The following is a 26,824-nucleotide window of genomic DNA, read 5'->3' as shown; positions in this document are numbered from 1 at the left end:
AAACTGATTTATAAAGATATAATCATCATTTTACCTATTGTAATAAAACCCTCAATACGATGAATTTTTCTCATTTCAACCCCATCGAGGAACATTTGTAAATCCTTATTGATGAAAGAGTATCCCATGATTTTAATTATAGGGAGAATAATATTGCAAATGGAGCCGTTACAATATTCACCTTGGCTTTGTGCCAAAACGTGAAAACACGTGTATACATCTTTCTGCTTGATTGAGAATCAAGCAACAATACAAGCAGCACAAAAGCGTATTGTTGAAGAATGGAGAACACAGAATAAATCAATGTAATTGACCATAAAAAAACCCTTCATGCGTAAAATTTTACAGGCGTTCTTCAACAGTGTTTTACGACAAAATAAATCCATCCGCTTTCATCAAAAACAAAGTTAAACATACCCCCTAAAAAAGGAAGGTATCTTATGATGCACTCTCAAATATCAAGAGCAATCGCAAATAGGAAATGAGCAAAGTGTTTGATAATGCTAGCTTATTTCCATAAATATAAAAACACCGCTACGCAAAGATGCCAATACGCAAAAATGTTGGTACGCAATGAATTCTATGCCTTATCACGAGCAACACTATGAAATAGGTGTGGAAACGATAAATCATATTTCTTTACCGAAAACGGGTACATGATTAACACCATAGCATTCTTGTTCTTTACACAGATATTAATTCTTTCTCTTGCTTTTGCAGTCAACAATAGCGCATAACAAAAAATAGGATAAAGCTAAAAAGAAGAGGTTAGAGATGAAATTTTTTGTGGATAGCGCCAATATTGAAGAAATTCAAGAGTTACAGAATTTAAGCCTTGTTGATGGTGTCACAACCAATCCCTCTCTTATCCTAAAATCAGGACGCAATATTCTTGATGTTACAAAAGAAATTTGTGCTCTCGTTAGCGGACCTGTTTCTGCTGAAGTTGCAGCAACAGAATTTGAAAACATGATGAAAGAAGCAGCTGTTTTAGCAAAGATTGCCGACAATATTTGTATCAAGCTTCCTTTAACACTCGATGGATTAAAAGCCTGTAAAGCCCTCACAGCAGCAGGACTAAAAACAAATCTCACCCTTTGTTTTTCTGCCAATCAAGCCTTATTAGCCGCCAAAGCAGGCGCAACATTCGTTTCACCTTTTATTGGTAGACTTGATGATTGTGGAAATGATGGAAGTGAACTGCTTCATGAAATTCGCACAATTTATGATAACTATAACTTTGAAACACAAATCTTGGCCGCTTCAATCCGCACCGTTAATCATGTCAAAGAAGCAGCACTCAGTGGTGCTGACATTGCAACAGTTCCACCAGCAATCTTAAAAGCACTGGTCAAACACCCTCTCACCGACAAAGGGTTGCAAATATTCCTCGACGACTGGAAAAAAACAGGACAAAATATTGCTTAATATCTAGAATTTTTATTGGAAAGATCTTTTGAAAGTAACAAAAAGATCTGTTCAGCCAACTCTTCCGCAACACGTTTTTTTGCATCTTCTTCTGCTTGCAGCGTTGCATATTCTTGACGAAGTCGCTCAAAAGATGCATTCATCATTGCTGTTCCTTTTGCAACAAGAGTATTTTTCATATCCTGCAAAGTGTAAGAAGCTCTGCTCATAACAGTTCCAACAGAAGGTCGTCCCTTTCTCTTTTTCTCGAAATCAACCTCTATCTGCATAGATTCTCTTGTAAAGACGGATATCTGTAATGCCAATTGATAAGCAGGTAGAGAAGGTTTAGCACCATTTCCATACAAAAGAAAAAGCAGATGGTTGCGCACCATTTGTCCAAAACGATCCGAAGGTTCTTCCACAACAATAGAAGCAAGCTTTTGCGCTAATCCCAAAGAAGCTTGTCCAGAAGGGTATCCAGAAGCAGGATTCCCATAAGAAGCAGAATCCATTGTCATTGCACTCTGCAACTCTTGACGGTAAAGCGGTTCAACTTTGCATCCACACAACAGTGTGAATACACCAGCTAAAATGACAAGAATAGAACTTCTAAAAAACGACATTCACAATCCTTTGTGGAACAACAATGATTTTTTTCACAGGCTTTTCAATTAGCTGCGCCTTTACAAAATCTAACGCCAAAACCGCTTCTTTAATCATCACCTCATCAGCAGTTGCTGCAACGCTCACCTCACCGCGTTTTTTACCATTAATTTGTACTGGCAAAGTATAGCATTCCGCAACGGTTAACGTGGGATCATAAATAGGCCAAGCAAGCGCAGATATTAAATTTTTTCCCCCTAAAGCAGCATGACATTCTTCTGCTAAATGGGGCATCATGGGTGCAATCATAGCAAGAAAAAAATCCATAGCTTGACGTAAAGAAGCTTTCATTTCATCGTCAACACTTTCTATCCTATTTAACAACGGCGCCATAATATTCAAGAATTCATAAAGGCGTGCAATAGCCCGATTAAAAGCGAATTTTTCCAAATCATCTTCTACAGCGTGGAGCGTGCGATGTGCGACCTTTGAGAGTTCCAAAGCCGCTCCCTGATGCCCTGCACAAGGCGCCACATCCTTTAAAATAGAAGCACTCACAGCCACATGGCGCCAAACACGCTGTACAAAGCGATGTGCACCTTCAACACCAGATTCTGTCCAAATGACATCCCGCTCGGGAGGAGAATCTGACAACACAAACCAACGCACAGTATCAGCGCCATAAGATGCAATAATATCATCAGGATCAACGACATTCTTTTTTGATTTTGACATTTTCTCAATCAAACCAATCGTCACTTCACTTTGATCGGTTAATTTATAAGCACACCGCTTTCCATCTTTTTCAACAATCGAAATTTCTGCTGGAGAAACCCACCCTTGATCATCTCGATAGGTTTCATGCACCACCATACCTTGGGTAAAAAGCCCCTTAAAAGGCTCATCTACCGTCACATGACCGACCAATTTCATGGCACGCATAAAAAAGCGTGCATAAAGAAGATGCAAAATGGCATGCTCAATTCCACCAATATATTGTTGCACAGGCAACCATTCAGAGATTGCTTGTTTGTCGACAGGTTCCTGCGCAAAAGGAGCCGTAAAGCGTGCATAATACCAAGAAGAGTCAACAAATGTATCCATGGTATCGGTTTCGCGTTTGGCAGGTTGACCACAGGAAGGACAAGTAACATTCTGCCATGTTTCATGTCGTGCAAGAGGATTTCCTGGTTGATCAAAAGTAACATCATCAGGCAACACAACCGGTAAATTGGCACGTGGAACAGGAACAACCCCACAAGTTGTACAATGGATCATCGGAATGGGACACCCCCAATAACGTTGACGTGAAATCCCCCAATCACGCAAACGAAATTGCACTGTTTTCTTCCCTTGCGGTTGCCCATTGAGCATTTGTTTTTCAAGCTTTTTAGCAGCTTCTTCAAAAGCTTGTCGGGGTGTCAAACCATCCAAAAAACTAGAATTGATCATCACCCCATCACCCGTATAAGGTGTTTCAGGTGTGACAAAATCTTCTGCTTGCTCTCCTTTTGGCAAAACCACGGGTTTTATTGGAAGATCATATTTACGCGCAAAATCGAAATCTCTCTGATCATGAGCTGGACAACCAAAAACAACCCCTGTTCCATAGTCCATAAGCACAAAATTCGCGATATAAACGGGAATATGTACTGTTGAATCGAAAGGATGAACAGCCAAAAGGGGCGTGAGAAACCCTTGTTTTTCAGCTGTTTCAAGTGCTGCCGTTGTCGTTCCCCCACACCGACAATTTTCAATAAAAGCACTCAACGCTTTGTCTTTTTTTGCCAAAGCTTGTGCAATAGGATGATCAACAGACAGAGCCAAAAAGGAAGCGCCAAACAGTGTATCAGGACGCGTTGAATAACAAACAACCTCATCAAATTTCTCACAAACATCATCAGCATCACCCGCCGACTTTAAAGCCCAACGAATCAGCAAACCTTGTGATTTTCCAATCCAGTTTTTTTGCATGGTGCGAACTTTTTCCGGCCATTGGTTCAGCTCTTCAAGCCCTGCCAAGAGATCTTCACTAAAGTCGCTAATTTTGAAAAACCACTGCGTCAACTCACGTTGTTCAACCAACGCACCAGAACGCCATCCCCGCCCATCAACAACCTGTTCATTGGCCAAAACAGTATGATCAACAGGATCCCAATTCACCTTAGCCACTTTACGTGCTACCAACCCCTTTTGATAGAAATCAAGGAACAACATTTGTTGTCGGTGGTAATATTCCTCATCACAAGTCGCAAATTCCCGAGTCCAATCTATCGAGAGCCCTAATTGTTTTAATTGCCCACGCATCACCGCAATATTTTGATAGGTCCAAGTTTTAGGGTGCACTTTATTTTGCATAGCGGCATTTTCAGCCGGCATCCCAAAAGCATCCCACCCCATGGGATGAAGCACATTAAACCCCTTGGCGCGTTTATAGCGTGCAACCACATCCCCCATGGCATAATTGCGCACATGCCCCATGTGAATACGGCCAGAAGGATAAGGAAACATTTCTAAAACATAATATTTTTCACGAGCATCTTCTTGAAGAGTCTGAAAAATTTTCTTTTCATCCCAAATTTCTTGCCATTTTTTTTCTCTCGCACGTGGATTATAGCGTTCGCCTATATTATAATGTCCAATTGTCATTCCCATTATACTCTTTTAATAAAACAGAACCAAAAACTTGTTTTATTATGCTTGACCATGGATTAACCTCATCGTCAACATTTTCGTGAAATATTTCCCTAAGTATTTTATAAAACTTTAAAAAAAACGACCAACTCTTGAACAAAAAAGGTAAAGCACAAAAACATGAATACACAAACGCCCCTCGATGCCCCTTCCATTGAAGCATGGCAAAACCTTCAAAAAGACATTGCTGAAACATGTCAAGAGTTACAACGCCCTGTAGAAGAAATTGAACTTATCGCTGTTTCAAAAACTGTTTCTGCTATTGATATACGACCCCTTTTGCAAGCAGGCCAATCTTTATTTGCAGAAAACCGCGTACAAGAAGCAGCACAAAAATGGCCTGCTTTACGTCAACAATTTGAAAATATTAAACTCCATCTCATCGGTCCCCTACAATCAAATAAAGCCGCTGAAGCTGTCAAAATTTTTGATGTTATTCAAACGGTTGATCGTGAAAAAATAGCCAAAGTTTTGATGGAAGAAATGCAAAAGCAAAAAAAGAATCTCCCCTGCTATGTTCAAGTCAACATTGGGTTAGAACCGCAAAAAAGTGGTGTTGCACCCCAAGAAGTGATCCCTTTTGTTTCTCAATGCAAAAACAACTATAGACTCGATATCATCGGACTTATGGGCATCCCCCCTGTCGACGAAAACCCCGGTCCCTATTTCGCTCTTCTAGCAAAATTAGCAAAACAAGCAGGTCTTCCAAAGCTTTCCATGGGTATGTCCAGTGATTTCAAAACCGCTCTACAGTTTGGCTCTAATGTCCTTCGCATTGGCTCCGCTTTATTTGGAAAACGCCCTGTGTAAAGCAATTTCCCCTCATATAAATCTATTCCCCCTTCAATAAATTCCCATTGAAGATTCTACGAACAAGCCAAAAACAGCAGAAATGAGAAAAATATTTCCTTCAATCTCAATAAAGGAGCAATTCTAGCAAAAAAGATTCCAGTCCCTCTTTCATCCTGTTAGCAAAATAAGCAAAAAAGCTGGTCTTCTCAAATTTCTCACCGGCACATCCACAACACGTACAATAGCTTCAAAATAGCATTACAATTTGGCTCTCATATTCTCGCATATTGGCTCTACTTTACTCCCCTCTGAACGCCTCTCCAGCAAAAGCAACATAAAAAATAAATCCTTATATAAAAGCAAAATGATAAGAGGGGCGTTGAGCATGAATGAAAAAACTGTCGCAAAATCACTAATAGCAAAAGAATATTGAATACGATTATCGCAATGATTTTCATTGAAAATCACGCATTCTCTTAACTTCTCCAACATGCGTAAACAATTTCCCCGCATGCCAATGGCGTAAAGCAGGCAAAAGAGGCTTATGGCTGCATAATACAATAACAAAACTCTTTCATGTAAGTCACTTGAGCAAAATAAACATCTCAAATACCCAATAGAGCACCAAGAGCCGCGCTAAACAACATGCTAGCAATCTATAAGATCAACGATAGCATAGAGGCTTTCTATGCTCTACAAAGCGTAAATACAGTCAATATCCGCCTGAAAAATAAAAGAACTAATCCCAAGCATATGCGCATAATACATGCAGGCAAAACAATGGTAATGAAACCGATTTCAATAACGATATTCCTTCGCCGTTATTCCTTTGTCGTTCTCTTAAACAAAGAGAAAAACTTCAACTTTTCATACACGCAATTTTTCTAAATTTAAACTTTAATTAAGAAAAACATGGTGTCATTACTTATATTTTAAAAATTTATAAGTAATATTATTATCTTCTTAAGAAGAAGATTTCACATATAAAAAAGTATTAATACAATATAGTTATTATTTATTACAGTATTTTTATCACCATTTTTAAAGTTTATATTTGTAATTTCTCTAAAAATACGTGATAGACATTTGAAATGTATAATTATGATTAATATTTTTAATGTAGATAATATTAGGAGTATTAAACTGAAACATTTTGGTTCAGGTTTAACTTATACGATACATGATTCAACACCTATCATTTATGGAAATACATGTAGTACTAATGATTTTATGTCTCACATAGGCGCAAGAGGGTTGGCATGGAGCTTTTGATGGAGGAATAGGCAGAGCAATTCTAGGTGGTATAACTGGAAGACCAGCGGGTGCATTTACAGGTAGACTCTTAGGCGCCGCAGGTGGATTCTTAGCAGATGATCTTTGGGCTTTATAGAAAAAGGTCGTGAATGTTGGTTCTAATTTATAGAGAATAGCGACAAAGATATCTCTGAAATTAGTATTTTTGTAAATATTGGAAAGAATATACCAAAGTTAAGTATCTACATCTATGGATAAAATATTTTTCAGGGATATCTATTGCGGATCACCTCTTATAATCAGGATTTTGTTATAATGAATATTCTTTATGAAATCATAAGACTGTTTTGCATTCTCATTGTCGTTATCCCTATATATGCTATTGGTTTAAAAAAAATTGGTGGCTACAGTTGGAAACTATCTATAAAAATAGCCTTATTGTCAGTTATTGTGTTTTTTATTTTTGATAGTTTGTGTAGATACTTCGGTTTATATTAATATTTATCGGATGAGTTTCGAGTATACTGAACAAATTTTTTCATAAGTATTTATTAATCTCATTACTATAACTAGGATTTTGTTATAATGGATATTCATTATGAAATTGTAAGAATGTTTTGCATGTTAATTATAATTACTCCTATAATTGCCATTTCTTTTAAAATATTCAATGGCGTAGGTTGGAGATTGTCTATTATAATGGCATTATCGTCATTTATTATGTTCTTTATTTCTAATTTTTTGCGTAGATATTTCGGTTTATATTAATCTTTATTGAATGAGTTGCGAGCACGCTGAATAAAGTAGCAACGATACTATTAATGAGTGGTTATGATTTATAATGACAGATTTTACTCATAAAATTATTGAATCGCTTATAGTAACATTTTTTTTGGTTTAATATATCTTTTTTATTATAAGTTTATTTATTATAGTTGGAAAGATTATCTAAAAAAATCATTATTAATAAGCTCAATATTCTTTCTTATGAGTCTTTTCTTTAACGATATTGGTTTATATCAACTTTTGAGAAATATTTTATAATAGACATTTTTTAAATGTCTTAGTGTGTTTATAAAAAGCTCTATACCGCAATAGGTTTTGCTATATTTGAGTATCCTAAAAACATAGAATACCCTCTTTAATATCATCACATCAGATTTAAAAATTGACTATTCTAATCTTTGTCATTTAGTCTAACCTCATAATGAAAAGCTTTTGGGAAAACTCTGCCACAAATATAACCATACAAAAATACAGAGGCAGATTTTTCCAAACAATAAAAAGAGGGAAACATGACTGAAAAAATTTATCCAATATCAGAAGAGATCAAAAAAAATACTTTACTCGATGAGGAAACTTATCAACAATGGTATCGAGAAAGCATCAATGATCCAGAAAGCTTCTGGGCCAAACATGGTCAACGCATTGAATGGTTTAAACCTTTTACAAAAGTAAAAAACACTTCTTTTAACGGAGATGTCTCCATTCAATGGTACGAAGATGGGATAACAAATGTTACCTATAATTGCATTGATCGCCACCTGAAAACCCATGGAGACAAAATCGCGCTCATTTGGGAAGGAGATAATCCTTATCATGATAAAAAAATAACCTATAACGAGCTTTATGAACATGTTTGTCGTTTTGCTAATCTTTTGAAAAGTCGTGGCATTAAGAAAGGCGATAAAGTAACCATTTATCTTCCTATGATTCCCGAAGCAGCCTATGCCATGCTTGCTTGTGCTCGCATTGGTGCTGTTCATTCGGTTATTTTTGCAGGCTTTTCTGCTGAAGCAATAGCAGGACGCCTTGTCGATTGTGAATCAACCTTTATGATTACCGCTGATCACGGCTTGCGTGGCGGCAAACGGATCAACTTAAAAGACAATGTTGATCATGCTATTGAGATAGCAGCACGCCAAAACGTGCATGTGGACCAAGTCATGGTTATACGGCGGACTTGTGGACCCATTCAATGGGTAGAGGGGCGTGATTTTTGGTACCACGAAGAGATAGCTCATACCAAAACAGCTTGTCCACCAGAACCAATGAATGCTGAAGATCCACTTTTTATTCTTTATACTTCAGGCTCCACCGGCAAACCTAAAGGTGTTTTGCATACCACAGCAGGCTATCTTGTTTTTGCCTCGATGACTCACCAATATGTTTTTGATTACCACCCCGATGAAGTTTACTGGTGTACGGCTGATATTGGTTGGATAACCGGCCATTCTTACTTGGTTTATGGACCTTTATGTAATGGTGCGACCACTTTAATGTTTGAAGGCACACCAACCTTTCCTGACAAAGGCAGATTCTGGGAAATTGTCGACAAGCATCAAGTCAATACACTCTACACCGCACCAACAGCTATCCGCGCCTTAATGGGAGCAGGAAATTCGTTTGTTGAACACTCAGACAGAACATCGTTGCGTCTTTTAGGCACAGTAGGAGAACCTATTAACCCAGAAGCATGGGAATGGTTTTATCATATAATTGGAAATGACCGTTGTCCGATTCTCGATACATGGTGGCAAACGGAAACAGGAGGGCATATGATCACACCCTTGCCTGGTGCAACCCCCCTCAAAGCAGGATCGGCCACACGTCCTTTCTTTGGTGTTCAACCCCAAATTGTTGATGCCCAAGGCAATGTTTTAGAAGGTGAAGCAGAAGGCACTCTTTGTATCAGTGATTCATGGCCAGGACAAATGCGCACACTTTATAAGGATCATGAACGCTTTATTCAAACTTATTTTTCCTCCTATAAAGGAAAATATTTTTCAGGCGATAGCTGTAGGCGCGATAGCGACGGTTATTATTGGATCACAGGACGAGTTGATGACATTCTCAATGTCTCGGGGCACAGATTAGGAACCGCTGAAATTGAATCGGCTCTTGTTTCTCATCCCGCTGTATCAGAAGCAGCTATTGTGGGTTACCCGCATCCCATTAAAGGGCAAGGAATTTATAGTTTTGTGACCCTCATGGAAGGAACAGCGCCAAGTGAAGAATTGCAAAAAGACCTTATCAAGCATGTGAGACAAGAAATAGGTTCTATTGCCATATTGGATAAAATTCAGTTTGCTCCACAGCTTCCCAAAACGCGATCAGGGAAAATTATGAGACGTATTTTACGAAAAATTGCTGAAAACGATTTTGATACTCTCGGAGATATTTCAACCCTTGCCGAACCACAAGTTGTTGAAGATCTAATTGCCAACCGGCAAAACTAAAAAACACGACGCAATACAACATACGGTGGTTTTTGTTTTTTTTTTGCTAAAATTATCTCAGCATTATTACGAAAACCACCGAGGAGAATAAAAAATAAAACAATTCACGAGAAGCTCAATCATTCTAACAACAAACGCTTTTTTTCATAACAGGTAAGAAATAATTTAAGCAAAAACCTCAGGATTGGGATGCGAACAAGAATAAGAAAGTAAGATAAAAAGAGCAACATAGCTTTTTAAAATCACCCAATGTCCACTCAATGCAAAAAAAGCCTCTGAGTAAGAAGGAAAAATAGTTCTGATGTTTATGCTAGAATCCCTTTGAAATTCCTGCTAAAATCATAAATAAGGCTAAAAAAAGAAAGTATAAGTGATAATATTCTTGAGCAAAAATATTTATCTATAACGAGGGTGTATAAAAAATATTGAAAACCATGAAATCTAAAATAAACAAGCTTACAACAAAAATCTAAAGCAATGAAAGTAAGAGTTTTTAGAATAAATGATGCAATATAAAATCAGGAGTAATAATAAAAAGTGATTCATTTTGAAAATGTCGGCCTACGCTATGGAATGGGCCCTGAGGTCCTTCGTGATATTAGCTTTCATATTCCTCCTGGATCATTTCAATTTCTCACAGGTGCCTCTGGAGCAGGGAAAACGTCGCTGATGCGTCTTATGTTTTTGGCACTCAAACCCACCCGCGGTCATATTGATCTCTTTGGAACAGACACAGCATTACTCAAACGACAAGAGCTCCCTGCGCTGCGACAACGTATTGGGGTGGTTTTTCAAGATTTTCGTTTACTCGACCACATGACCACTTATGAAAATGTCTCCTTACCTTTACGCATTAAAGGACAAGAAGAAGCAACCTATCGCAGTGAAGTGGAAGATCTTCTCTGTTGGGTAGGTCTTGGAGATCATATTCATGTTTTACCACCGGTTCTTTCCGGTGGGGAAAAACAAAGGGTAGCCATTGCACGCGCACTCATTGATCAACCTGAAATTCTACTTGCCGATGAACCCACCGGAAATGTCGATCCGCCCTTGGCAAAACGCCTCCTCCGTTTGTTTATTGAATTAAACCGTTTTGGAACGGCTGTTATCATTGCTACCCATGATATTGCCTTAATGGAACAAGTTGCAGCACGGCGTATGCTTCTCCATAACGGACGGATGACGATTCATGAATAAGTCTTTCCCCATTTTTACAAGCAATAAAAAAAATACAACAGCGATTATTCCCAGTGGTAATATTTCTGGAAAAGCATTAGTTGCCGTGATTGCTATTATGACATTTCTTTCAAGCCTCACCTTAATCGGTGTTGATTTGGTCCAACGTGCCGCCCAAAATTGGAGTAATCAGATTAGCTATGAAGCAACAATACAAATACGCCCCATTGACAATGTTGATATCAACAAAGCACTCCGTGATGCCGTACAATTGGTTAAAACATTTTCTGGTGTACAAGATGCAAAAATTGTTGACCAAAAAGCTACAGAAAAGTTACTGGAGCCATGGCTTGGAACAGGCTTCAATGTCAATGAACTACCCCTTCCCCGCCTCATCATTGTGACCCTGAATGGGGATGAAAAAATCAATTTTTCAGCCATTAATCACGCCATTAAAACCCAAATTCCAGGAGGTCAATTTGATGATCACCGTGTTTGGGTTCATCGTTTTGCGACCATGGCACACACCACTGTTTTCATTGGTTTTTCAATTTTAGCATTGGTTTTAGGCTCTCTTATCCTCACCATCATTTTTGCCACCCGCAATGCATTGGCAGAAAATACACATATTATCAATGTCTTATATTTCCTTGGTACTGAAACTCTTTTCATTGCTCGCCAATTTGACTGGCATTTTTTTAAAACTGCGCTGCGTGGTGCTTTATATGGTGGTCTCACAAGCATATTTCTATTTTCAGCCTTTTGTCTCTGGACGAATTATAACTTGGGAAGAGTAGAAGCTAGCCAAGTAACAGCTTTGTTTGGACATCTTTCCATAAGTTCCATCCCCTACGGAAAAATCATTTTTCTTATTATTTTCGTTGCTTTTCTTACCACCCTTACAAACCGCATGACTATTTTAGCGCAACTGAAAAAAATTGATCAATGTGAAAACGGTTTATTTTAATTTTATGACTTACAATACTTTCAACTCATTGACGCAAAACAATTTAGAACGTCCTCTTCCAAAACGGACCCACTATAATAGTTGGTCTCCATGGCTTTTATTTCGCTATTTTCCACCGACAACCCTTACTCTTTCAATCATTGTTTTAATTTTCTGGGGCGGTTTTATTATTTTTTCTGAAAAAACTGAACGACTCTCTCCCCCAACACCTCTCCCCAAAGCGGATGCCATTATCGTGCTTACAGGCGGAGAAAACCGAATAGAGACAGGACTTAATCTCTTACAAAGGGGGCTTGGTTCACGTCTCCTCATCAGTGGCGTAAACACCACAACCAATCTGAAAAGTCTCATGTACAACATGCATATTACCCCACGGCTTATCTCCTGTTGTATTGACATCGGGCATCAAGCGATTAACACCAGAGGAAATGCTAAAGAAAGCGCCGATTGGATCAAAAAACACCACTATAAAACCCTTTATATCGTCACCCATGATTACCATGTGTGGCGCTCAATGCGAGAACTTAAATATTTAATGCCTGATATCCATTTCATTGCCTATCCTGTTAAAAAGAACAATGCTGAAAGTGCAATACAACAGATCAATCAAATCCGCATTCTTATATTCCAATATATTAAAACGCTCCAAGTCTATATCAGAACCGCATTCTAATCTTTATCCTTCTGACTTTTTAAAAACCTTGCCATCTTCTGACCTCTTCATACCTTTCTTTCATACCCTTCCACACGAGTTGCCTCTATAAAAACTCGACAGAGCTTACCCTCATACAACGCAGAACATCCCAATGCACGTGTCACTGTATTTGCACGTTCACCCAAAACATCTCTTACATCCCAAACATATCTCACAGCGCGGATCTGTACATGCCATCCCAATATTATAAGCTCTTGTAAATAGAGTCCCCAGACAACTATAAGATCTCCCGACTTATTATAGGAGATCTATTGACACCACCCTCTTTACCCTTCATAAAAAATGCAAACCGCCTCACCCTATATTTTGCCACCTCCCAAGTATTACGATAGCTCTTAAACCTCTTGGGATGATTGGTAAGAGGCATGCATTACGCCTTTCTTAAACACGAACATACCAACCTCGTATGACATGCAAAGAAGTAATTTTAATAGATTTAAAATGAGAAAATTTATAATACTTAGATTTCTCATTCAACAGAGAGAATGTTAAACTATCATTATAAGTCAATATATTAGTAACAATCTCTTATTCTAAAAAGCATCTTCATAAGAGCATTTTAGATCACAGATAGAAATAAGCTCAAAACGCACACCGCGACAAATACCCTACGTTTTTTATCGCAATCTTTTTTGAAATCATTTCGCTCTCTAAGATCACCTTTTGTCTGGTTTCCTCTCCCAAAAAGAACGAAAACTTTTAAACTCTATTGATCTGTAAACAATAATAACTCAGCTTCTTGTCTAACGCGTTCCACCTGCTCACTTCAATATCAGAACACCTCAAAAGACAGATTTCATGAGAATTGTCATTTCCTCTCAACATCTCAAAAGGCGACGATTCTTATTAGCAACGATTTGTAAACAATCCACTTTCTCTGGACAGGTTCCACTCAGCTTCCCCATTTATATGGTTTACTCACATAAAGCTCGACAAGAAAACCCTGCCTGAGAATATTCATCACTACCGCTAAAGCTCATGCGTCATAATTTTAGCGACCTCACTGCCTAAGGTGCTTTATCACATACAATATATTGATTTATAATGAAATTTATTACGCTTCAACTTGAATGAGAGCTCTCAATATCATCAGATTCTCTCATTTCAAATCTGTTCTCTATTGAATCAATCAAAACCATTTTCTTGCACATCACATAGGACTTGCACATCACAAAGGAAGAGAGCCTGCGCAGCGTAAAACTGTACAAGAAAGACATGCCTCTTATGGACGTGTCTCAAGTGCCAAGGGCTGTCGCAATACCCACGAGCTGACAAGGTGTGTGATAGTGCCAGTTTGTTACGACACAGCGCTATTTTACCGCACAATGGATAATTTAACCTTTTCAGTTTCTCTCACTTCCAATTTTGGCAGGTTGCGCACAATTTTCATTGTTTCCAAGCTTACAGTAATAACCCGCTGAAACAATTCCAATGGATAAGCTGGATTACCCACCGTTTCAACAGCATAGCGATTGGCATCATTCACAATCCCACTCGCTTTATCCGTTTTGACAACCTGCCGCTCCATAACCCATTCAAGAGCAGGCCTGCCATTGATCACATACTCATAAGCTTCAAGAGGAATATTCTGCATCGTGATATTCGCATTATAAACCACGGTGCTTTTGTCAATAGCACCACGCTTACCAGCAAATTTCATTGCTTCAACACGATAAAAACTCTTCTCATCAGAAATCACCCAAGTTCTTGGATCACCCTGTTTATAGGTAACGGGATAGGGTTCAACCTCTTCATAATTCATATGCAAATCACCAAGCTTTCGCCCCGCTGTAACAAAAGCCCAAAAATCCTCTACCTTTTTAACTGTTGGAATACGCGGCAATTGTTTAGACAGATTATGCGCATAACGAGCACGATAATCTTCAGAATGCAAAATCCCATAAACATAATAAAACAAATCATCCTTTGTTATCATTTCGCCAGGATAAGCTGCCTTAAAATAAGCCAACCCTTCGTCCGTAAGAGCATCACGCCGCTCTAAACCAGTTTCTTTGCTTTCCTCTGCAAAATTTGCAAACAAATGAACCTGATCCCCCTCCTTATTTTTCAAGGACACAGTATCTTCATAAACATACCGTGGAAAACATTGACCAGTATCCATTGCATGAAGATTAGATAAATTCTTAGTCATCAGAACAGAAAATCCACTGCTTGCTCCAATTCCCGTAACTTGTATCACCTTATTTTCAGCCGCTTGTTCCAGAGGAAAAATACGTGGCATTTGTAAAACTCTATGGTTAAAAACACGATTGTAATAGAGCCACTGTTGTGTAAAAGGACGATAAAGGCTCTGAGTAATATACGTATCTTTAAATTTAAAAGCTTTCCCCCTTATTAATTCTTCTTTAAGGCTACTACTCCAACTAATCTTTCTAGAATCTGTATTGACAAAATCGTTCACAGCATTTGCACGTGCTTTGCGATCAGAATGTAGATACGCAGCATTAAAACGCTCTACTTCACTGTTATAAAAAGCAATCATATTGCTCATATTCTTTGCTAAAGCTTCACGACTTGAGTTATATGTCCAAGCATCACGACTAGTTTGTATACCGCCAGAAAAATTTTCAAAGAGCCTTTTATCACTGCCTTTCTTGTCACCTAAGGCTAGAAATTTTTCAAAATCATTATTGCGCTGATTCAGCCAATCGCCATGCTCATCAGGTGTAATCATCTGCCAGCTGTGTTCACGTGTGATACCACCAATACTCCCCAACCTCTGAAGTTCACGGAGCTTTTCTTTTGCTGTGAGATAATCTCCAATATCACGAAAATATATTTTCCCATGCTGTTGTGCATCCGGATTTTTAACCAAAATGGAAATCGCAATAGGTGCGCGAGACCCAGAACCAAAAATCTTTCCCCCCTCCTTTCGAGAGAGTTCTCCAGAAGTTCGTTGATTCCCCCGCAAATGGAAAATATAAAGGCTGCTAAATTCCTCGATTAAACATTTTCGTAAACCATCCGTAGAGTAACTACTGATAAAACCTGCATTTGTCACAAAACCAATAACACCACAGTCTTTTATACGGTCACTTGCCCAACGAATGGCACGAATATAACTGTCATAAAGTCCATTAACATTGCTTGCTTTGGATTGAGCAGCATAAGTTTCACGAATGCGACGATCCAATTTAGGATAGCCAATATTCTGCGCATTGTCGTTTTCACTTTTTTGTCCAGAAGAATAAGGGGGGTTGCCAACAATAACACGAATATCCAGTTCCTTCTGGTGCGCCCGACGTGTACTGTTATCCACCAGCAAATCACTGATCAGGTCTTTTTCTTGCTCATAAAGCTGGAATGTATCGGTTAAACAAATTCCCTCAAACGGAACATAATCGCCCCCCATCAGACCATGATAGGTCGTCTCAATATTAATGGCTGCAATATAATAGGCTAAAAGCACGATTTCATTGGCATGAATTTCACGACAAAATTTGTGTTTCACTTCTTCTGGCTTTATCAGACCCGATTGTAAAAGCCGCGTGATAAAAGTACCCGTTCCAGTAAAGGGATCCATGATGTGCACACCCGATGAGCCAAGCGTTTGCCCAAATTCTTGCTCTAATACATCATTGACAGAGTGCAAAATAAAATCCACAACCTCGACGGGGGTATAAACAATGCCTAATTTTTCTACAGTGCGTGGAAAAGCATAACGAAAAAACTTATCATAAAGCTCTACAATCAACCTCTGTTTTGCTTTTGGATCCGTAATGCCACTGGCTCGTAATTTTACACTTGCGTAAAATTTTTCCAGATCTTTGGATTCCTTATCAAGATTTGCCTCATCAAGCACATCAAGCATACGCTGCATAGCACGCGAGACAGGATTCTCACGTGTGAACTGATAGCCTTCAAACAACACCTGAAAGACAGGACGCGTGATAATATGCTGTGCCAACATCTCAATCGCATCAGCTTCTGTAACAGCATCATTTAAGTCATCACGCAGTTCTGCCACAAACCTGTCAAAGGCTTGACGCGCCTCAGTATTTGGCTCTGCCAGAATGCCTGTTAAGCGCGTGATATGATTCTTAGCAATTTCAGCAATATTGCTCGCCCAATCCTCCCAATAATCACGTGTCCCACATTTCTTAACGATCTTTGCCAAAATCGCACGAGAAAGTTCATCTACGCAGAAAGAAAGCTCCTCGTTTACCTGCTCTGTAAGAAAGCAATCATGCTCCAGACTTCCAATTCCCGCTCGTGCAGGCTGTGAGCGAACCGGAAGATTGTCTACAACAGCCGTAACAGCCTGTAACTCAGTGCTCTGCGTGACACCAATAATCTCAATCACATTGCTGATATCTTGCCCGAGGGATGCCTTATTAATCGTCGCATCAAAACGATCATCATGCGCACGCAAAGCATTTAAAATTTGCCAGATAACCCGATATTTATCATTGTTGTTCAAAGCCTGTTCCACTGGAGTATCAGGAGGAATACCAATTGGCAAAATGACATATCCCATCTTTTTACCTTCAGAGCGACGCATCACCCGCCCAACCGCTTGCACAACATCAATCTGGCTTTTGCGTGGATTTAAAAACATGATCGCATCAAGAGCCGGAACATCCACCCCCTCAGACAAACACCGAGCATTGGTCAAAATACGACAAACATCCTCACCACTATCAGCTTTCAACCAGTCAAGTAATGCACCACGATCCTTCGCATTAAAAGTGCCATCAACATGCTCAATTTCACACTTCAGAAAATGCTCATTTTCTGTATCCTCTTTCGTATAATCAAGATATTCTCTAACAACCGTAGAAAACTCATCACGCACAAGTTCAGAACTTTTAATAGTTTTACAAAACGCTAAAGCACGATGCATAGGATATAAATCCGCACCAACATCAGCCTTCATATTTTGTTTTGTCAAAGCCTTATAACAGCCAATAATCTTTGTTGCATCATCAAGAATAAGCTCAGTATCGCTATCACTAAGGCGCTTCTGAACAGCGGAACTGACCAATTTTTCGTCCATTGCTAAGACAATAACCTTATAATCTGTTAAAAGATCATTTTGTACTGCCCATGAAAAACCCCGATAAAAAAGTGTTTTACCAAAAAGCTTTTCATCATCCATAGAAGCAAGAACAGCATTAACTTCATTCGCGCGACTTTTTGCGTTATCACCAAAAATACGTGGTGTCGCTGTCATATAAAGGCGTTTCTTGGCACGAATAACATCATTGGAATGCACCTTAACAAAATTGGATTCATCCTCGCCCACCAGCGTTGCCCCTGTTGTACGGTGCGCTTCATCACAAATGATAAGATCAAATGTTGGCAAACCATAGTTTTTCTGAGCATCAGCAATCACCTGAATAGATTGATAGGTTGCAAACACCACGATCATCTTATCTGCAACACTCTTCGCCACCTGTTCTGCAAGTTTAGCAGCATCGGTTGTCGCCGGAAAAGCAAGATCAAACACATCAATTTCAGCAACATCATCACTATTTTTACGACGCTTTCCCACTTGTGTATCGGAACAAACAGCAAAAGATCTCAATCCGATTCCTGCATCCGTTGTCCATTCACGAACCGTCTGTGACATCAGTGCCAAGGAAGGAACAAGAAACAAAACAAACTTGCCTTCACCCGCCAAATCCTCAGCAATTTTAAGACTGGTAAATGTCTTACCAGTACCACAAGCCATAATAAGCTTCCCCCGATCTGCTTGAGCAAGCCCAGCACGCACATCACGCAATGCTTCCAATTGATGTGGACGGATTTTCTTTTTATCCTCCAAAACAACTTTGCCCTGGGCTGCAAAAGTTTCCCAACGGATCGGACTTTGTTGTATATCGGAAAGATTAATCCGTATAACAGGAATATCCTGCCCCCGTATCATTGTTTCAGCGTTATCACTCCAAGTACTTTCAGTACTATCTATAATAACACGCCGCTTGAATGGAGCTTTCCCTGATGCCGAAATAAAACTATCAATATCTGCTTTTCTAATCCGATAGGCTGCATCATAAAATTTACATTGGATTGCCGCAAAACCCCCTCCATCACGAAGCTTTGCCACAAGATCGATACCAGTATCACGACCATCCCAATCATTTTCATGAGCCCAATCTTTAAAGGTTTGAACCTTCTCATAACACCCAGACTGAAGAGGATCATGTGTCAGATAAGCAAGAGCAAAACGCTCAAAATATGTACCTTTATCTCGTTCGGTACGCGCTTCATCACGATAGCTCTGTAAAAGCGATTGCAGCGTCGTCATGCTTTTCTCTCTATTAAAAACATCTTCAATTATCGAATCTAGACCTATTCATTAATGCCTCTTGTTCTACCCAAAAAACTTAAAAAAAGCTTAAAATTGCTTGATTTTAAGATATTTCTTCTATGCTTAATTAAATCAACAAGAGAGAATCTTTTGATCTTTTTGAGTATCCCCCAAATCATATGATGCATTTATTGATGTCTATATCCCTATGGAAATAAACGGTAAGGCGTGATGATTTTGAAAATATTTTTTGCCTTTTGTTAAGAATACACAATAAAGTGCGCAATAATTTTAGGATTTAGCTTAAGAATGAGAGGAGGAAATGGATAGGACACCTGCGAACACACAAGACACCAAGGAAGAAACTCCACACACAAAACAGCGCATTTTACGAACGATCATGCATATAATTTCACTATAATACGCAAAATATTAGTCGTGATATTCAAAATATTGATTTTTGAAATATTTCTTTTTCTTTTGTTCTTTCGTAGACTAATTATTCGCTTCTTATACTTTATAGCGGGTGGTTTTAGAATTCTTTTTTATATGTACAATATATTGATTTATAATGATAATATAGCGTCATTCATATTAAATTAGAACTCTGAATAACGTAAGATTTTCTCATTTCAAATCTGTTTATCTTGAATCAATCAAAACCACCTGCTTGCACATCACAAGCGGGATGAGTGTGTGGAGAAAAACTGTACAAGAAATGACTAAAAATGGCTCTTATGAACCGCCGCCTTAATGCAAGGTCTATCGCAACACCCACGAGCTGGCAAATATAATGATGGTGCCGGCTTATTACTTCATAAGCGTAAAGATGGAGGTGCTCAATAGATTTACCATGAACAGCGTCGCAAAATAGGCTTGGATACCTTGAGAAATGTTTCTTTAAAACAAGAGTGTTAATGTGCAACACAATGGCGCTCTGTATCGAACTTGTAGCAGGAGGAAGAATACCATACCAACTAGACATACCATTGCTCATCACTAGCGCCATTATGTTCTTTAGCAGCATAACTGCAGCTTGGTATTACGATGCTCTTACTTCATCTCACATCTGCTGAATATGAGCTTATTCTTTTTCAATAAATGAAAGCCCCTTTCATTCATACATCATTCAACATAAGAAGCCATCCGCCTCTCAAACTTTTTGTCGTCCTCACCAAACTCATGAAATCAAACCCGCATCTCACGGTATTAGTTCTTAAGATCACGCGCCCCCTACCGAGTATCTGACGGCATCCTTACCCTAGAAACTCAAATGGCTTGTTTATCCTTCAGCTCCAAAATCATGAGATAAGGCAGAAAAAAGCGATGCCTTAAACAAAATATTCTAAAGAAAGCTAAGTTACTCGCATAAAGGAACAGAAAATGGCTGTGTCTTAGGTCACATTTTAAAACTTGAGCACGATCATAATTTATTTGCATAAACCTAAACACCTATAATTTGCACCACCTTCTGCAAAACTAAAAGTGAGAAATCCTCATAACCTCTTTTCCGAAAATCTTAAAAAGACTAAACGAAACCTCTTAAACTGCTCAACTATCTCGATACCAGTTCATTTTTTTGGAAGAACGGAGGTTTAAGCTGTTTTTGGCATCAACCTTCTTTTTTGTTCTTTTGTTTGTTAGCAGATATACTATTCACTTCCCCCGCCTCTTTTTAGGTTAAATCTTAAGAATCGTCGCGCAGTATATTTTATTTGTCCTCCTCTTCACATCTCAGAAGACGAGAATTTTTAACAAAATTCAGTCTGCAAGCAATCTCATTCTAACGGGTTCTATTTAATTTCTCCTTAATAGGATTTACTTCCATAAGACTCGACAAGAAAGATTTAAAATATTCATCATGCATTCTCAAAACATTTAATGCCTCAAGAAGGCTTATATGCCTACCATATCTCACATGATGGGGTGCCTTATAAAACGTTCACCTCTAGTGGTACGCTCCACTTAATGAACAAAGCGTTTTCTAAAATAGAGCAGCAAATAATGCTAAACTTTTTCCATTCATGTTTCGCTTCATAAATGCTTCATCCAAGTGGAAAGCATCACGAACAAACATGCCCCAATTGATAAAGCTTAATCGCGTGAAAGGGCGACAACAGGGTCAAGCCGTGAAGCTTGCCGCGCTGGAGAAAAGCCAAAACATATTCCTATGAGGGTTGAAAAAGTAAGAGACATAATGATCGATTCAATAGTATAAACCAAATGAATAGGTGCCTTAAACAGAAGAAACAAGCCACCTATAGAAAGTCCAAGCAAGATTCCCAAACCACCACCAATCACACAAACCAAAATCGCTTCAATGAGAAATTGCTGTAAAATATCACTTTGCCGTGCACCAACTGCCATACGCACGCCGATTTCATTGATCCGCTCAGAAACAGTGACCAACATAATATTCATCACCCCTATACCCCCCACAACCAGGGAAATAGCTGCAATTGAAGAAATTAAAAGTGTTAAAATATTTGTACTCTCCATAACACGTTCACGGAAAAATTCAGAATTTCTAATGAAAAAATCCTCCCCGCCATGCCGCATAATGAGAAAACGTTTTATCATGGTCTCCGCTAAATATGAATCAATATCATCAGCAATCCTAACAATAATTGCACGAACTTCTGTTGTACCAAGAAAACGCGTCTGCACTGTTGTATAGGGTAAATAAAGCTGTAAAGTATTTGATGTATCTCCACTTGCATTATTTTGCGAATCAACAACACCAATAATACGCGCAGGAACATTACCCACATTCACCACCTTTCCAAGGGGGCTTTCATGGCTATGGGGGAAAAGAACAGACAATGCTTCTTTCTCGATCACGAGATCAACCGCCCGATCATGGACACTTTTTTGATCAAAAAACTGTCCTTTGAAAACTTTGAGCCCCTGTGTCTGAAAAAATTGTTCTCCCACCCCCGCAATAATGGCATTGACTTCAACTGCACCAAAACGCACTTTCGAGCTTGCTGAAATCTGTGGTGTCACACCAGAAACATAAGGTAATCCAGACAAGGCTTCTGCATCAGCTTCAACCAAACTGGTTATTTTTTCTGCTTGTGGATCAGAAAAACTTTTACCAGGAAAAATGGTTAATGTATTAGTACCCAAACTTTTAAAATTTTCCAGAATTTTCTCTCGTGTACCATTCCCTAAAGCCACCATAGCAATAATCGCCCCAATACCGATAATCACCCCAAGCATTGTTAGAAAAGTCCGCATGCGATGTGCATTCATTGCCAACAGAGCCATCACAAACGCCTCACGGAATCGCTCAACAAAAGAACGAAAAAAGCCCAGTTTTTGTTGGCCTTTTAGATTTTGTTGTTCCTGAAAAGATTTTCCACCAACTTTTGTTTTTGCAACCCTTGACTGCTTATCAGCAATAATTTCCCCATCACTGATTTCGATAATACGCTCTGCTCTTTCAGCCACCTGCATATCATGGGTTACAATGATAATGGTACGCCCCTCTTGATGAAGTTCATCCAAAATATGCAATACTTCTTGCCCACTCTTTTTGTCCAATGCACCAGTTGGTTCATCTGCAAGAATGACCTCCGCATTATTCATGAGCGCCCGAGCAATAGAAACACGTTGTTGCTGACCACCAGAAAGCTGATTTGGACGATGATTTATCCGATCACCCATGCCCAAACGCGTTAAAAGATCCTGTGCCCGCTGTTTCCTTGCTTCCACGGCACATCCCGCATAAATAGCCGGAATTTCAACATTACCAAGAGCTGTCAATTCATTCAACAAATGGTAACGCTGAAAAATAAAACCAAAATGATTACGTCGCAAAGCCGACAATTCATCCGCAGAAAGGGAAGCTGTTTCTTTACCAGAGATCCAATAACGACCAGAAGTTGGACGATCAAGACAGCCTAAAATATTCATCAAGGTCGATTTACCTGAACCGGAAGCACCTACAATTGCCACCATTTCACCACGTTTAATGGTAAGATTGATGTTTTTCAAAACGGTAACAAACGCTTCGCCCGCAGGAAATTTGCGCACAATATTTTCCAAGACGAAGACAGCATCTGCTTGATTTGTGCTCATGCTTTAACTCTCGTCTTCGCTGTGCATGTGAGAAGACTCTGGCATCACTCCATCAGACGAACTAGTGACGACGACATCACCCTCGTTAAGTCCTGAAACAATCTCTGCCATAACCTTATTATTCAACCCAACGCTCACCTGTTTAGTAACCACCTTATTTTCCCCCACCAAAACAGAAACCCATGCTTTACGCTCTCTTGTCTCATCGCGTAAAGCATCACTTGGAACCAACAAGACATTCTGCGCGCGCCCTAAGATAATATGAACTTGAGCAGTCATATAGGTTCGCAAAAAATTGTCCGCATTATCAACATGTAGAATTCCATTGTAATAGATAGCCGATGATATTAAAGCACTAGAACCACTCACCATACCAGGATTAATACTCACATCAGCACGAATTGCTTCAGGAGCCGGCTCTACTTTTTCTAAAACGCCTTCATAACGACGCTGTGAATTACCTAGAACTGTAAAATAAAGTGGTTGTCCAGCTCGGACTTTAAGAACATCTGCTTCTGAGATTTGCGCCTTGATCGTCATCTTTGATAAATCACCCAAAATAACAATCGTTGGCGCCGACTGAACCGCATTCACATTCTGCCCTTCTTCCACAACTGTTGCCAAAACCGTTCCCGCTGAAGGGGCAGTGATGCGTGTATAACCTAAATTAACCTCTGCACTCTCCACATCAATTTGTGCTTGCACAATCTGCTGACGAAGTTGTTCAATTTGCGCCTCGCGTATTTTCACCTGTGTCGTAGCCTCATCGAGGTTCGCACGTGAAACCGCACGTGTTTCAATCATTTTTTTCTGACGCTCTAAATTTTTCTGTGCAAGAGAAAGATAGGCTTCTTGTTCTATCAAACTCGCATAATAATGCGATAATGCTGCTTTTTTTCTTTTTAAATCATTTTCCTGATCTGTAGGATCAATTTCTGCCAAGAGATCGCCTTCTTTCACAACACTCCCAGGGGAAACATGCATTGACACCACACGCCCTGTTGCTCGCGCACCAACAGCCACCAACCGGTAAGGACGTACAAGACCAGAAGCTAAAACACTTTCCTCAATATCCCCACGTTTCACCACCGCTGTTATATAAGTTGGAGTAGATGTTCCAAAAAAAACAGAACGTAACCATAACAACAAGAGAATGAGAAATATAGCAGTTAAAAAGAAGGAAAGTTTTTTGTGTTTTGTAATGAAATTTTTGAGTAAGTTTTTTTTCATTTCCCTACCTTTGCACGCGAACGAGGTGCATTATCAACGACTTCTGGACGCGATACATCAACAACGCCATCCCAGCCCCCCCCCAATGCTTTCATCAACGTGATATATTGCGTAACCAAAGAAACACGGCTATCTTTAAGCGCCATTTGTGCAGAATAATAAGAGCGATCAGCATTTAACAATTCAAGAAAACTAGTATTTCCATTCTCAAAAAGGTTCCGTGAAAGTTTTAAGGAATGAAGAGAAGCTTTATTCGCAACGATTAGCTTTTCTAAGCGTTGATGTTCCTTCGTTAATCTTACAAGCGCATTTTCTACATCTTCTAAAGCTTCCAACACAGCAGCTCGATAAGTAATAAAAGCTTGATCACGCTGCGCGCGCGCTACCGCAATAGAAGCCTCGACCTGACCTCCATTAAAAAGAGGAAAACGAAGACCAGGTCCAAAAGACCAGCCAATCGTTGAATTTTTCCATAATTGATCAATTGCCGTTGCTGCTGTCGAAATATTACCTGTTAAAGTAAGTGATGGATAACGATCTGCTTCACGTTGACCAATCCGTGCTGTCGCTTGCGCATATTGACGCTCTGCCCGTCGTAAATCCGGACGTGTTAACAAAATATCGGCTGGAATTCCTGCTGGTATCGGCCAGCGTGGTTGTGGAATCTTTGCATGCTTAGCATTTTTTTGTAAAAGATCCTTCAATGCCGTAGGCACACGACCAGTTAAGACAGAAAGGCGATGAACGCTCATTGCTAAATTCGCTTCCATCTGTGATATATCTGCTTCTGTATTTGCCATTTGTGCTTGCGCATTTGAAACATCAAGCTCAGAAACATCACCAGCTGTTAATCTAGCGCGCATCAGTTCATAAGTTTTACGTTGTGATACAGCAATTTGCCGCACAATAAACAACTTTTGTTGCCAGCCACGCATTTGCACATAATTTGTTGCCACATCTCCTAGTAATGTCACCATGGTAGCGCGCATATCTTCCACAGCCGCATCAAGGCCATAACGCGCTGCTTCAACCGCACGTTTATGCCCACCAAAAAAATCAAGCTCCCAGCTTGCATCAAAACCACTACTATACTGGTTTAACAATGCATCAGACTGTCCAGAACGACTACGGGTTCCTGAAATTGAATTGGACACATTTGGCAAAAGAGTTCCCACAACCTGTCCTAAACCCGCACGCGCCTCACGTACCCGAGCTTTGGCAACAGCAACATTATTATTTCCAGAAATCGCGTAATCCATTAACGCATCTAGAACAGGATCATTCAAATGCCGCCACCATCCGGCAAGCGCAACGGGCTGCCGTGCAGTCTGTGCAGATTTTTCTCCCCAAACTGCTGGAACACGAAAAGATGTTTTCTGGTAATTAGGACCAACCATACATCCTGACAAAAGCAAACACAACAAGACACTAAAAAATAATCCACGAGAAGCGCCCCATTTGAGATTTCTGATATACATCCAGTCTCCCGCATTCTTTCAGAATCATTATTTAATATTAATACTTTATTTACCTCTTATTTCAAACTTGACGTGAAAAATCAAATACAGTTTGCACAGGAATATGATCTGAAGGACGTTCCCATCCGCGCGCATCACGAAAAATCGAAAGATCTACAACAAAAGGGGCTAAATCTTGAGAAGACCAAACATGGTCAAGCCGCCGCCCATAATCAGTAAATGCCCAATCGCGAGCACGATAACTCCACCATGTGTAAAGCTTGGTAGGAACAGGAATATGCAACCGCATCAGATCAACCCATCCACCTTGACAACACAAATCCTGTAAACGCTCGGTTTCAATGGGAGTATGGCTTACAACCTTCAACAATTGCTGATGAGACCAAACATCCTCTGCCAAAGGAGCAATATTTAAATCTCCCACCAAAAGAGAAGAAAGACCATCGCCTTGATCCGCACGAATGGAGGACATTTCTTCTAAAAAATCAAGCTTATGACGAAACTTTTCATTCACATCAGCATCAGGGATATCTCCCCCAGCAGGAACATAAAAATTATGAATCCGCAAGCTTCTCCCATGGGCTTCCACAATAACTGAGATATAACGGCAATCTTGGTTTTGGCAAAAAAAACGCTTTTCTACCTTTTTAAAAGGCAAACGAGAAACAATAGCCACCCCGTTATAAGATTTTTGTCCACTCAATGCGATATGCTTATAACCCGCTGCTTCAAAAGCCTCCACTGGAAATAAAGCATCTGGACATTTTGTTTCCTGTAGACACAAAACATCTGCGGAAAAGAGTTCCAAATACTGAAAAACCTGTGCAAGACGCAAACGAATAGAATTAATATTCCAAGTCGCAATACGAAAGAACATTTGTTTTAATCCCAATGACGTAACACTCTTTC

General features: G+C 39.4%; 13 protein-coding genes and 1 pseudogene. 7 read left to right on the top strand and 7 right to left on the bottom strand.

Features of this window, described 5'->3' with window-relative positions:
* The first annotated feature begins 774 nt into the window (after positions 1 to 774).
* Positions 775 to 1,428, top strand: coding sequence for a fructose-6-phosphate aldolase (gene fsa / locus ACFIK4_RS02075; RefSeq protein ID WP_375668291.1), 654 nt, complete (start codon positions 775 to 777; stop codon positions 1,426 to 1,428).
* Here fsa and lptE read toward each other — a convergent pair.
* Both lptE and leuS read right to left on the bottom strand, forming a co-directional pair.
* Positions 1,425 to 2,033 carry an LPS assembly lipoprotein LptE gene (lptE, locus tag ACFIK4_RS02070; RefSeq protein WP_375628707.1) on the bottom strand — a complete coding sequence of 203 codons (609 nt, stop codon included), beginning with the start codon at positions 2,031 to 2,033 and terminating at the stop codon, positions 1,425 to 1,427. The two genes, fsa and lptE, sit on opposite strands and share 4 nt — an antisense overlap.
* Positions 2,020 to 4,662 (bottom strand): leucine--tRNA ligase, encoded by a 2,643-nt coding sequence (leuS, locus tag ACFIK4_RS02065; RefSeq protein ID WP_375674856.1) that lies wholly within the window; start codon positions 4,660 to 4,662, stop codon positions 2,020 to 2,022. The genes lptE and leuS overlap by 14 nt, the downstream gene beginning before the upstream one ends.
* A gap of 165 nt (positions 4,663 to 4,827) precedes the next feature.
* On the opposite strand from leuS, the gene ACFIK4_RS02060 reads away from it, so the two are divergent.
* The 5 genes from ACFIK4_RS02060 (at position 4,828) to ACFIK4_RS02040 (ending at position 12,808) form a co-directional block, all read left to right on the top strand.
* A complete protein-coding gene (locus ACFIK4_RS02060; RefSeq protein WP_375632073.1) occupies positions 4,828 to 5,517 on the top strand; it encodes a YggS family pyridoxal phosphate-dependent enzyme in 690 nt (229 codons plus the stop codon).
* 2,531 nt (positions 5,518 to 8,048) lie between these two features.
* On the top strand, positions 8,049 to 9,992 hold the full coding sequence (acs, locus tag ACFIK4_RS02055) for an acetate--CoA ligase (RefSeq protein WP_375674783.1): 1,944 nt from the start codon (positions 8,049 to 8,051) through the stop codon (positions 9,990 to 9,992).
* Positions 9,993 to 10,529: 537 nt separating this feature from the next.
* Complete coding sequence (gene ftsE / locus ACFIK4_RS02050; RefSeq protein ID WP_273723097.1) at positions 10,530 to 11,189, top strand: cell division ATP-binding protein FtsE; 660 nt, start codon at positions 10,530 to 10,532, stop codon at positions 11,187 to 11,189.
* Positions 11,182 to 12,135, top strand: coding sequence for a cell division protein FtsX (locus tag ACFIK4_RS02045; RefSeq protein ID WP_375674781.1), 954 nt, complete (start codon positions 11,182 to 11,184; stop codon positions 12,133 to 12,135). The genes ftsE and ACFIK4_RS02045 overlap by 8 nt, the downstream gene beginning before the upstream one ends.
* Positions 12,136 to 12,139: 4 nt before the next feature.
* Positions 12,140 to 12,808, top strand: a complete 669-nt coding sequence (locus tag ACFIK4_RS02040; RefSeq protein WP_375674779.1) for a YdcF family protein — start codon at positions 12,140 to 12,142, stop codon at positions 12,806 to 12,808.
* Positions 12,809 to 14,165: 1,357 nt separating this feature from the next.
* Here the strand turns inward: ACFIK4_RS02040 and ACFIK4_RS02035 are convergent.
* A complete protein-coding gene (locus tag ACFIK4_RS02035) occupies positions 14,166 to 19,121 on the bottom strand; it encodes a DEAD/DEAH box helicase (RefSeq protein ID WP_375674777.1) in 4,956 nt (1,651 codons plus the stop codon).
* A gap of 731 nt (positions 19,122 to 19,852) precedes the next feature.
* On the opposite strand from ACFIK4_RS02035, the pseudogene ACFIK4_RS02030 reads away from it, so the two are divergent.
* A pseudogene (locus tag ACFIK4_RS02030) lies at positions 19,853 to 20,039 on the top strand (integrase); the annotation flags it as partial.
* A gap of 1,179 nt (positions 20,040 to 21,218) precedes the next feature.
* On the opposite strand, the gene ACFIK4_RS02025 reads toward ACFIK4_RS02030, so the two are convergent.
* The 4 genes from ACFIK4_RS02025 to ACFIK4_RS02010 form a co-directional block, all read right to left on the bottom strand.
* Entirely contained in the window at positions 21,219 to 23,207 is a 1,989-nt protein-coding gene (locus tag ACFIK4_RS02025) for a MacB family efflux pump subunit (protein ID WP_375674775.1), read from the bottom strand.
* Between the two features lie 3 nt (positions 23,208 to 23,210).
* Positions 23,211 to 24,437: an efflux RND transporter periplasmic adaptor subunit gene (locus ACFIK4_RS02020; protein ID WP_375638250.1), complete on the bottom strand. Its 1,227-nt coding sequence runs from the start codon at positions 24,435 to 24,437 to the stop codon at positions 23,211 to 23,213.
* A complete protein-coding gene (locus ACFIK4_RS02015) occupies positions 24,434 to 25,915 on the bottom strand; it encodes an efflux transporter outer membrane subunit (protein WP_375638249.1) in 1,482 nt (493 codons plus the stop codon). Before ACFIK4_RS02015 ends, ACFIK4_RS02020 begins: the two co-directional genes overlap by 4 nt.
* 61 nt (positions 25,916 to 25,976) lie before the next feature.
* Complete coding sequence (locus tag ACFIK4_RS02010) at positions 25,977 to 26,792, bottom strand: exodeoxyribonuclease III (RefSeq protein ID WP_375611707.1); 816 nt, start codon at positions 26,790 to 26,792, stop codon at positions 25,977 to 25,979.
* Positions 26,793 to 26,824 lie beyond the last annotated feature (32 nt).

Origin of the sequence: Bartonella sp. AP9QHHD (assembly GCF_042195625.1) — a bacterium.
In the GTDB taxonomy this organism is placed as follows: Bacteria; Pseudomonadota; Alphaproteobacteria; order Rhizobiales; family Rhizobiaceae; genus Bartonella.
Note: the sequence above shows the minus strand (reverse complement) of the source record. Positions and strands in the feature narration are given on the sequence as shown.